Genomic DNA, 9,316 nt, shown 5'->3' on the forward strand with positions numbered 1-9,316 from the left:
GCCCGGTGGCGCTGACGCTTACCGGGCCTACGGTTTTGTAGGCCGGATAAGCGAAGCGCCATCCGGCAAGAAAGGCGACCCCATACAGGTCGCCTTTTTATTTACAACAACTCCCGCGCCGCCGCGACAATATCCTGCGCCGTCAGGCCATACTCTTTTTGCAGGAAATCCTGGGTGCCCACCTGGCCGTACCGCCCTTTAACCCCGACGCGACGCATCGGCACCGGGCAGGTTTCCACCAGCACTTCCGCCACCGCAGAACCCAGTCCGTTGTGGATACTGTGGTTTTCACAGGTCACCACTTTACCGGTTTTCTCGGCATAGTTTTTTATCAGCATACGGTCAATGGGTTTTAGCGTGAACATGTCGATCACCGCCGCGCTGACGCCCTCCTGCGCCAGCGTCTCTGCCGCCTGTAGCGCTTCCGCCACCATAATGCCGTTCGCGATAAGCGTGATGTCGCTGCCGTCGCGCAGCACGTTGCCTTTGCCGATGGTAAAAACCGAGCCGGGCGCATAAACCGTCGCCGCCTGTTTCCGGATGGTGCGCAGCCAGTAAAAGCCGTCGAGCGTCATCAGCTGGCGCAGCACATCCTCAAACATCACCGCGTCGGTAACCTCCAGCACCACCGAGTGCGCCAGCCCGCGCACAATGCCCATATCCTCGAAAGACATGTGGGTGCCGCCATTGTGACAGGCGGTCACCCCCGCATCCGAGGCAATAACCTTCACGTTATTGCGCTGATAGTCCAGCGCCATAAACAGCTGATCGAAACAGCGACGGCTGGCGAAGGCGGTAAAGGTATGCACAAAGGGTTTACGCCCAGTGAGGGAAAGCCCCGCCGCGGTGCCGATGACGTTAGCTTCCATGATGCCGCAGTTGATCACGTGCTGCGGATAACGCTTGTGCACGCCATCCATCGCCATGGAACTCATCAAATCCGCTTCCAGCGCGATGATGTCGCTGCCGCTCTCAATCTGCTCTGCCACAAAACCGGCATACACTTTACGCATTTCAACGGCGTCTTTTCCCCCGACGGGTGCGAGCTTAATCATGGGCGGCCTCCAGCTGTGCGATGGTCTGATCCAGCGCCTGCTTCATCTCATCCGTCAGGCGTAAATGGTGTGAGTTGCCGAGCTGTTCCAGATAAGGCACGCCCTGGCCCTTGATGCTGTCGAGGATCACCACCCTGGGGCGCGCCTCCGCCGCCGGTCGCGGCGCGACTACCTCCAGAAGCCCGGCGATGTCGTCGCCTTTCACGGTGCAAACGTCATAGCCAAAGGCGCGGAATTTCCCCTCCAGATCGAAGGCGCAGATGATCTCGTCCAGCTCGCCGTCCAGCTGCTGTTTGTTCCAGTCGACAAATACCGTCAGGTTATTCAGCCGGTGATGCGCAATAAACTGGAACGCCTCCCAGCACTGGCCTTCGTTCAGCTCGCCGTCGCCGACGATGCAGAACACCCGGTTCGCGCGCCCGGCCAGCTTATGCGATAACGCCATGCCGCCCGCGATGGAGATCCCCTGCCCCAGCGAGCCGGTAGTCGCATCCACGCCGCGGGTTTTCAGCCGATCCGGGTGGCTTGGCAGGCGTGTGCCGTTCTGATTAAGGGTCTGCAACTCCTCAACCGGGAAATAGCCCTTAATGGCGAGAGTACTGTAGAGCGCCGGCCCGGCATGCCCCTTCGACAGGACGAAGTAATCACGCTGGGGCCAGTCGGGATCCGCCGGATCGATACGCATCACTTCGCCGTACAATACCGCCAGGGTTTCCACCACCGACATACTGCCGCCGTAATGCCCGAAACCCAGCGTGGTCAGTGATTTCAGGGTGGCGATGCGGATCTCCCGCGCCAGCTGCGTCAGTTCTGCAATACTGCTCATAATTTCGCTCCGCTATTGGGCTGCGTGTCGCCAGCCGCAGGTTTTTTTCGTGCAAACAGATTCCACGCCACCAGCGCGGCGAACAGCACCACCACCAGCCCGGTGATCGCCAGCGGTGAGAGATAGCGCGCCAGATTGCCCAGCACGATGCCGATCACGCCGAAATCCGCGTCCGAGAAGGTGGTGTTGGCGAAACCGATGGCCCCCAGCACCGGCAACAGCAGCACTGGCAGGAAGGTAATTAACAGCCCGTTGGCAAACGCGCCGAGCATCGCGCCACGCCGGCCGCCGGTAGCGTTACCAAACACGCCTGCGGTGGCACCGGTAAAGAAGTGCGGCACCACGCCCGGCAGGATCAGCACCAGTTTCATCTGACCGAGCAGGAACAGCCCCACCAGTCCGCCGAGGAAGCTGAACAGGAAACCGATCAGCACAGCGTTGGGGGCGTAAGGGTAAACCACCGGGCAATCCAGCGCCGGGCGGGCATTGGGCACCAGTTTTTCCGAAAAGCCGGTAAAGGCCGGGACAATTTCCGCGAGGATCAGACGCACGCCCTGGAGAATGATAAATACCCCGGCGGCAAAGGTGATGGCCTGAATAATGGCGTACACCAGGAAGTTCTGTCCGCCGCTGATGGTGCTTTCGATATATTCACGTCCGGCACAAACCGCCATGATCAGATAAATAATGATCATGGTGAGCGAGATGGAGATAGAGCTGTCGCGTAAAAAGCTTAAGTTCTTCGGCAGGTTCATCTCTTCCGTTGAACGCGAGCCTTTACCGCAGACGCTGCCGATCCAGCCAGCCAGCACATAACCCAGGGTGCCGAAATGCCCAAAGCCGATGTCGTCGGTGCCGGTAATGCGCCGCATATAGCGCTGGGCAATGGCCGGGAAGAAGGCCATCACCAGACCTAAAATCAGCGATCCGGTAAATACCAGCCCGACGCCTTCAAACCCGGCGACGGTAAGGATCACGCCGATCATACAGGCCATGTAAAACGTATGGTGCCCGGTGAGGAAGATGTACTTCAGCCGCGTAAAGCGCGCGACGATAATATTGGCGACCATACCAAAGGCCATGATCAGCGCCGTCGATGCGCCATATTTTTCCAGCGCAATGGAAACAATCGCCTCGTTATTTGGAATGATCCCCTGAATATTAAAAGCGTGTTCAAACATACCGCCTAACGGATTAAGCGATCCGACTAATACCGTGGCACCGCCGCCCAGCACAATAAAACCGAGAATGGTTTTAACCGTGCCTTTGACCACATCGGAAAAGGATTTTTTCTGCGCCACCAGACCAATTAAGGCAATTAAGCCCACCAGCACTGACGGCACTTTCAGTATATCGACAATAAAATTGAGCGTTTCAAGGATAAACATATCCGCCTCGCTTTATATGCAGTTACCGGTTGGCAAAATAAGTCTGGAGCTTGGTTTCCAGCTCATTAATATCGATAATGTTATTGATGACCACCAGCTGGTGGTCCGGCACGCTGGCGCTGGCGGCGATGTCTTTCGCCATCACGAACAGATCCGCGGCGCCTGGCGTGGCGGAGGAGAGATCGGAGTGTTCCACCTCCGCCTCAATATTCAGCTTTTTGAGCACTTTTTTAATATTCATTTCGACCATAAAACTGCTGCCGAGGCCGGATCCGCAAATTGCCATAATTTTCATTATTATCACCTTTCGTAGGGTAAAGTTCAGGCGCACCACGCAATATGGCGTGATGTTTTAAAATCATTAGCGTGTAAAAATCTAAAAGCGTTGAATAATGTTTTCTATTTCCTCCCGGGTGGTTGCCTGATGTAATCCTGCTAAGTCCTGATCGCTGGAAAATAATTCCGCCAGGGTGGCGATCATCTCAATGTGACTATGCTTATCGGCTGCCGCCAGCATAATAATCAGATCCACCGGATCGAATTCCCCGGCGTTAAATGAAACACCGTGCTGTAGTTTCAACAGCGATAACCCATGCGCCTTTGCCCCCTCTTCCGGCCGGGCGTGGGGCATCGCCAGCCCTGGCGCCAGCACGTAATATGCCCCCAGCGCCTGCTGCTGGCTGATGATGGCCGGTACGTAATCCGCCGTGATGACCCCTGCATCCAGCAGCGGCTGCGCGCAGATCGCCAGCGCCTGTTGCCAGTCATCAACCCGCTCGCGGCATTGAATGGTGGGACCGTTAAGCCATGTTTCCAGCACTCTGCTTCCCTCTTTAGTGGCAAAAGATGGACAAACTTTATGCAAGGATCCGTAGACTGACCGTGACGATAGTCACAAAGATAGCGCTATCAAAAAGCACTGTGCAGAATTGTGATAGCGCTATCAGATCACATTCATTGTTCTGAATCGCGGTAATAATGGGGTTATACGGCGTATACTTCTTCTGCCACGAATAAAATAAATCGAAAAAAGCCACTGAGATCATCGTCTTTACGCAGGAACGAGAATGTCTATTACCCGAAAACGGCGCAATACCGGAAAGGTGACGCTGGCGGATGTTGCCCAGCTGGCGGGCGTCGGCACCATGACGGTTTCCCGTGCGCTGCGGACGCCCGAGCAGGTTTCCGGCAAGCTACGTGAAAAAATTGAGGCGGCGGTACAGGAGCTGGGCTATCTACCTAATCTGGCAGCCAGCGCCCTCGCCTCCGCCTCGTCGTGGACCATTGCGATGGTGGTGCCCAATCTGGCAGAGTCCGGCTGTTCGGAAATGTTTGCCGGGCTTCAGCAGGTGCTGCAACCGGCGGGCTACCAGATCATGCTGGCCGAGTCGCAGCACCGCCTGGAGCAGGAAGAAAAGCTGCTGGAAACGCTGCTGGCCTCCAACCTGGCCGCCGCCATTTTGCTCAGCGTTGAGCACAGCGAAACCGTACGTCACTGGCTGACCAACGCCAGTATTCCGGTGATGGAAATCGGCGCGACGCGGACCGATCCCATTGATATGAATATCGGCATTGATAACGTCGCCGCCATGCAGGAATTAACGCAAACGCTTATCCAGCGCGGTTATCAGAACATCGGCCTGCTGTGCGCCAATCAGGAACAGTGGATCTTTCAGCAGCATTTGCAGGGCTGGTATAAAGCCATGCTGCGCCACCATATGTCGCCCAACCGGGTAATTAACGCCGCCGCGCCGCCCACCTTTTCGACCGGCGCGGCGCAGCTGCCGGAGTTTTTACTGGCATGGCCGGAGCTGGATGCGCTGGTTTGCGTGTCAGATGAGCTGGCGTGCGGCGCACTCTATGAGTGCCAGCGGAGGCGCATCAAAGTGCCGGACGATCTGGCGATTGTCGGCTTTGGCGACAGCGATGTCAGCCGGGTATGCCAGCCGCCGCTGACCACCATCGCCGTGCCGCATCGCCAGATTGGTATTGAAGCAGGTCGCGCCCTGCTGGCGCGACTGAATGATGATGACTGGACGACACGCGCGCCTATTGCCTCGACGCTGTGTCTGCGGGAGAGTTGCTGAGGTTACTGCGCCGTTTCCAGCTTTGGCTGATCGTTGTTGGCATTGCGGGTCATCCACAGTGCCAGCGCTTTCAGCGAATCCGGGGTGAACTCATCGCAGCGGGCGGTGATCTCTTCCGGCGTCATCCAGCATACTTCGCTGACTTCATCTTCCTGAAGGGCAAAGGGGCCGTGGGATACACAGCTGAACAGCGCGCCCCAGACGCGGCAGTGTTCATCTTCGAAATAGAACTGCCCGTGCTCGGCGAGGGGTACGCCCGCAATGCCTAATTCCTCTTCGGCTTCCCGGCGCGCGGAATCGAGCAAGACTTCATCCGCCTGTACCACGCCGCCCGCTGTGGCATCCAGCATACCCGGCATAAAGTCTTTGGTCTCGGTGCGGCGCTGCACCAGAATTTTGCCCATGCCATCATGCACGACGATATAGGTCGCGCGATGACGCAAACACTGCGCGCGCATTTGTTCGCGGCTGGCCTGCGCTATCACCTCATTGTCTTCGTTGACAATATCTACCCATTCCGTGCCTGTAAAATGACGTTGTTCCACCATCAGGAAACCTTCTCTCTAAGCGTTCTTATGACGCGTTTTTGGTTGTCGGGTAAATTACGGATTAATCGTGACCTGTGCAATAACGCGTTGATCATTCAGTGCGATTACACGCAAAACCTTTTCATCCAGCATGCCGTAGCTGGCGACATTTCCGCCTTTAGGAATGCTGACCGAGCCGGGATTAAAATGAACAATCTCATCACGCCGTTCCGCCACCGGCAGATGGGTATGACCATACACCAGCACATCTCCCGCTCCCAGCGGCGGCAGATTATCCGGCCCAAACAGATGCCCGTGGGTCAGAAACAACCGCTGATTATCCATCAGCACCTGTTGCCAGGGCGCGGTGATGGGAAAATTCAGCAGCATCTGATCCACTTCGCTGTCGCAGTTGCCGCGCACCGCAATAATGCGCGCCGCCTGCTCGTTCAGCCGCCCGGCCACCTGCGCAGGCGCATAGCCTTCCGGCAGCGCGTTTCGCGGCCCGTGATTCAGTATATCGCCCAGCAGCACCAGCCACTGCGCGCCGCTTTCGGCGAACCGTTGCAACACGCGTTCGGTAGCCGGTAACGATCCATGAATGTCTGAAGCGAACATCAGCTTCATTGCGCAAACCTCGTGGTAAAAATCCCGTCTAATGATAGCGGATCTCTGACCGTCGATCAGTCTGAAGGCTGCGCAGAAAGTGCGACATAACGCTGCACTGAGGAGCGCTGCCACTGGAATGTCGCGTATTCCACAAGCGCTTCGGGCACCTCATCGCCATTAAGCACCAGGCGGTTGAGCATCAGCGCCAGATCGGCATCGGCAATGCACCATTCGCCAAACAGATTCGGCTTGCCGTGAGCAAGCAGCAGGCTGGCAGTATCAAAGAGTTTTTGAGCGCTTGCCACACCAGCGGCGCTGAGCGGCGCTTTTTTCACGCCCCCGAATACCACGTCAGTGGAGCGCTCTTCACGGATCGGCATCAGGTCGCTGCGCAGCCAGGCCTGGATTTGTCGCGCGCGGGCGCGTTTTTGCATGTCGTGGGGATAGATGCGCTCCCACTCCGGCGGGGCGAATTTCTCGTCGAGGTATTCGGTAATAGCGGAAGATTCGCTCAGTTCGAAACCGTCAATCACCAGCACCGGCACGCGGCGTGTCAGTGTGTAGCCCTGCCAGCCAGGGCGCGTATTTTCGCCGCTATCCAGATCCACCGTTTTCAGGGTGAAGGGCAGGCCTTTTTCGTGCAGCGCCACATACACCGACATCACATAAGGCGAAAAGTAATTTGCATCAGACCATAACGTTATTGCCGCATCGCTCATAACAACCTCACGCACCAGGGAATTTACCTTCAAAATAGTGCTTTACGACACGTCTGTCACTCAGGAAAACTCACCACGCCGGTGTTACGCCTATACTCCATTCTGCGACGCCACCGCTACGACAGGAGCTGACATGATCGATCTCTATTACGCCCCGACGCCGAACGGCCATAAAATCACCTTGTTTCTGGAAGAGGCTGAACTTGATTATCGTCTGATACCGGTAAATATCGGCAAAGGCGATCAGTTTCGCGCTGAGTTTCTGCAAATATCGCCCAATAATAAAATACCGGCCATTGTTGATCATACGCCTTCAGATGGCGGCGCGCCCCTGAGCCTGTTCGAGTCCGGGGAGATCCTGCTTTATCTGGCTGAGAAAACCGGCCTGCTGCTGAGCGGCGAGCTGCGCGAGCGGCACCGGACGCTGCAATGGCTGTTCTGGCAGGTGGGCGGCCTCGGCCCGATGCTCGGGCAGAACCATCATTTCAACCACTTCGCCCCTAAACCCGAACCTTACGCTATTGAACGCTATCAGGTGGAAACCCAGCGGCTGTATAACGTACTGAACAAACGCCTTGAGCAGGTGCCCTGGTTGGGCGGGGAACATTACAGCATCGCGGATATCGCCGCCTGGCCGTGGGTCAACAGCCATGAGCGCCAGCGGATTGATTTAAATAATTTTCCCGCGGTTAATAACTGGTTTGAGCGCATTCGTAATCGCCCCGCTACCCAGCGGGCAATGCAAAAAGCGCAGCAACTTTAGGGGCGCTGCGCGCGGCAATAATCCTCGTGTATGATGGAGCCATTCATTACAAGGAGAATTATTTCATGCCGCAACCTGATGCTGTTATTCGGATAAAAAACCTGCGCCTGAGGACTTTTATCGGCATCAAAGACGAGGAGATCGCGAACCGACAGGACATCGTGATCAACGTGGTGATCCACTATCCGGCGGAGAAAGCGCGCGCCAGCGAAGACATTAATGATGCGCTGAATTACCGGACGATCACCAAAAGCATCATTCAGCATGTGGAGAATAATCGCTTCTCCCTGCTGGAAAAATTAACCCAGGATGTACTCGATATTGCGCGGGAACATCGCTGGGTGACCTATGCTGAAGCAGAGATCGATAAACTTCACGCCCTGCGTTACGCCGATTCGGTATCCATGACCATGAGTTGGCGGCGCTGAGCGTTAACAGGAGGTTGCATGAGGGTCCTGATTACGGGCGGTACCGGGTTGATTGGCCGCCATCTTATTCCCCGTTTACTTGAACTGGGCCACAGCGTGACCGTAGTGACGCGCAACCCGCACAAGGCACAGGGCCAGCTCGACGCCCGCGTCACGCTGTGGAAAGGGCTGCACGATCGCACGGATCTGAACGATATCGACGCGGTGATCAATCTGGCGGGCGAGCCCATCGCCGACAAACGCTGGAACGAGACGCAAAAACAGCGCCTGTGCAACAGCCGCTGGACCATCACCCAAAAGCTTGTCGATTTGATCAAGGCCAGCGACACGCCGCCTGCGGTGCTGATTTCCGGCTCGGCCACCGGCTATTACGGTGATTTAGGGGAAGTGGTGGTTACCGAAGAGGAACCGCCGCACAACGAATTCACTCATAAGCTGTGCGCGCGCTGGGAGCAGATCGCCTGCGGCGCGCAGAGCGAAGCCACCCGCGTCTGTCTGCTGCGTACCGGCGTGGTGCTTGCCCCCAAAGGCGGGATCCTCGGAAAACTGCTGCCGGTGTTTCGCGCCGGTCTTGGCGGCCCCATTGGCAACGGACGGCAATACATGGCGTGGATCCATATCGACGATATGGTCAACGGCATTCTCTGGCTGCTGGATAACGATCTGCGCGGCCCGTTCAATATGGTCTCGCCTTATCCGGTGCACAATGAACAGTTCGCTCACTCCCTTGGGCATGTGCTGCATCGCCCGACCATCCTGCGCACACCCGCTACCGCCATTCGCCTGCTGATGGGTGAAGCCGCAGTGCTGGTGCTGGGCGGCCAGCGAGCACTGCCTAAACGGCTGGAGGAATCAGGCTTTGGCTTCCGCTGGTTTGAACTGGAAGACGCGCTGGCGGACGTGGTGCGCTGAAT

The 9,316-nt window shown here is 56.9% G+C and carries 12 protein-coding genes; 4 read left to right on the forward strand and 8 right to left on the reverse strand.

The genetic code is table 11. The features are described 5' to 3' along the window. Window positions 1-101: 101 nt before the first annotated feature. The 5 genes from QRD42_RS18365 to QRD42_RS18385 all read right to left on the reverse strand — a co-directional run bounded on the left by QRD42_RS18365 (window position 102) and on the right by QRD42_RS18385 (window position 4,089). A complete protein-coding gene (locus QRD42_RS18365) occupies window positions 102-1,055 on the reverse strand; it encodes a transketolase family protein (RefSeq protein ID WP_321987804.1) in 954 nt (317 codons plus the stop codon). After that, entirely contained in the window at window positions 1,048-1,881 is an 834-nt protein-coding gene (locus QRD42_RS18370; protein WP_321987805.1) for a transketolase, read from the reverse strand. Before QRD42_RS18370 ends, QRD42_RS18365 begins: the two co-directional genes overlap by 8 nt. Then, window positions 1,878-3,269, reverse strand: a complete 1,392-nt coding sequence (locus QRD42_RS18375; protein WP_321987806.1) for a PTS ascorbate transporter subunit IIC — start codon at window positions 3,267-3,269, stop codon at window positions 1,878-1,880. The genes QRD42_RS18370 and QRD42_RS18375 overlap by 4 nt, the downstream gene beginning before the upstream one ends. Before the next feature lie 22 nt (window positions 3,270-3,291). Next, on the reverse strand, window positions 3,292-3,564 hold the full coding sequence (locus QRD42_RS18380; protein ID WP_318362814.1) for a PTS sugar transporter subunit IIB: 273 nt from the start codon (window positions 3,562-3,564) through the stop codon (window positions 3,292-3,294). An 81-nt stretch (window positions 3,565-3,645) separates the two neighbouring features. Beyond that, window positions 3,646-4,089 (reverse strand): PTS sugar transporter subunit IIA, encoded by a 444-nt coding sequence (locus QRD42_RS18385; RefSeq protein ID WP_321987807.1) that lies wholly within the window; start codon window positions 4,087-4,089, stop codon window positions 3,646-3,648. Window positions 4,090-4,336: 247 nt separating this feature from the next. On the opposite strand from QRD42_RS18385, the gene QRD42_RS18390 reads away from it, so the two are divergent. Then, a complete protein-coding gene (locus tag QRD42_RS18390) occupies window positions 4,337-5,356 on the forward strand; it encodes a LacI family DNA-binding transcriptional regulator (protein ID WP_072569223.1) in 1,020 nt (339 codons plus the stop codon). A gap of 2 nt (window positions 5,357-5,358) precedes the next feature. On the opposite strand, the gene yfcD is transcribed toward QRD42_RS18390, so the two are convergent. From yfcD to yfcF, 3 genes are read right to left on the reverse strand one after another with little or no spacing between them, the layout of a single operon-like run. Continuing rightward, a complete protein-coding gene (gene yfcD, locus QRD42_RS18395) occupies window positions 5,359-5,901 on the reverse strand; it encodes an NUDIX hydrolase YfcD (RefSeq protein WP_072569494.1) in 543 nt (180 codons plus the stop codon). A 57-nt stretch (window positions 5,902-5,958) separates the two neighbouring features. Next, complete coding sequence (gene yfcE / locus QRD42_RS18400) at window positions 5,959-6,510, reverse strand: phosphodiesterase (RefSeq protein ID WP_072569224.1); 552 nt, start codon at window positions 6,508-6,510, stop codon at window positions 5,959-5,961. 56 nt (window positions 6,511-6,566) lie between these two features. After that, complete coding sequence (gene yfcF, locus QRD42_RS18405) at window positions 6,567-7,211, reverse strand: glutathione transferase (RefSeq protein WP_321988793.1); 645 nt, start codon at window positions 7,209-7,211, stop codon at window positions 6,567-6,569. A 133-nt stretch (window positions 7,212-7,344) separates the two neighbouring features. On the opposite strand from yfcF, the gene yfcG reads away from it, so the two are divergent. The 3 genes from yfcG (at window position 7,345) to QRD42_RS18420 (ending at window position 9,314) form a co-directional block, all read left to right on the forward strand. Beyond that, window positions 7,345-7,974, forward strand: coding sequence for a GSH-dependent disulfide bond oxidoreductase (gene yfcG / locus QRD42_RS18410; RefSeq protein ID WP_321987808.1), 630 nt, complete (start codon window positions 7,345-7,347; stop codon window positions 7,972-7,974). A 65-nt stretch (window positions 7,975-8,039) separates the two neighbouring features. Then, on the forward strand, window positions 8,040-8,402 hold the full coding sequence (folX, locus tag QRD42_RS18415; protein ID WP_072569227.1) for a dihydroneopterin triphosphate 2'-epimerase: 363 nt from the start codon (window positions 8,040-8,042) through the stop codon (window positions 8,400-8,402). A gap of 18 nt (window positions 8,403-8,420) precedes the next feature. Next, window positions 8,421-9,314: a TIGR01777 family oxidoreductase gene (locus QRD42_RS18420; RefSeq protein ID WP_321987809.1), complete on the forward strand. Its 894-nt coding sequence runs from the start codon at window positions 8,421-8,423 to the stop codon at window positions 9,312-9,314. Window positions 9,315-9,316 lie beyond the last annotated feature (2 nt).

It is taken from the genome of Enterobacter sp. PGRG2 (genome assembly GCF_030291195.1).
Taxonomy (GTDB): Bacteria; Pseudomonadota; Gammaproteobacteria; order Enterobacterales; family Enterobacteriaceae; genus Enterobacter_D.

Excerpts from the sequence above, each read along its gene's own strand:
- QRD42_RS18380 (WP_318362814.1), bottom strand. The coding sequence starts at position 3,564 with ATGAAAATTATGGCAATTTGCGGATCCGGCCTCGGCAGCAGTTTTATG.
- QRD42_RS18390 (WP_072569223.1), top strand. The coding sequence starts at position 4,337 with ATGTCTATTACCCGAAAACGGCGCAATACCGGAAAGGTGACGCTGGCG.
- yfcF (WP_321988793.1), bottom strand. The coding sequence starts at position 7,211 with ATGAGCGATGCGGCAATAACGTTATGGTCTGATGCAAATTACTTTTCG.
- QRD42_RS18365 (WP_321987804.1), bottom strand. The coding sequence starts at position 1,055 with ATGATTAAGCTCGCACCCGTCGGGGGAAAAGACGCCGTTGAAATGCGT.
- folX (WP_072569227.1), top strand. The coding sequence starts at position 8,040 with ATGCCGCAACCTGATGCTGTTATTCGGATAAAAAACCTGCGCCTGAGG.
- yfcE (WP_072569224.1), bottom strand. The coding sequence starts at position 6,510 with ATGAAGCTGATGTTCGCTTCAGACATTCATGGATCGTTACCGGCTACC.
- QRD42_RS18375 (WP_321987806.1), bottom strand. The coding sequence starts at position 3,269 with ATGTTTATCCTTGAAACGCTCAATTTTATTGTCGATATACTGAAAGTG.
- yfcG (WP_321987808.1), top strand. The coding sequence starts at position 7,345 with ATGATCGATCTCTATTACGCCCCGACGCCGAACGGCCATAAAATCACC.
- QRD42_RS18370 (WP_321987805.1), bottom strand. The coding sequence starts at position 1,881 with ATGAGCAGTATTGCAGAACTGACGCAGCTGGCGCGGGAGATCCGCATC.
- QRD42_RS18420 (WP_321987809.1), top strand. The coding sequence starts at position 8,421 with ATGAGGGTCCTGATTACGGGCGGTACCGGGTTGATTGGCCGCCATCTT.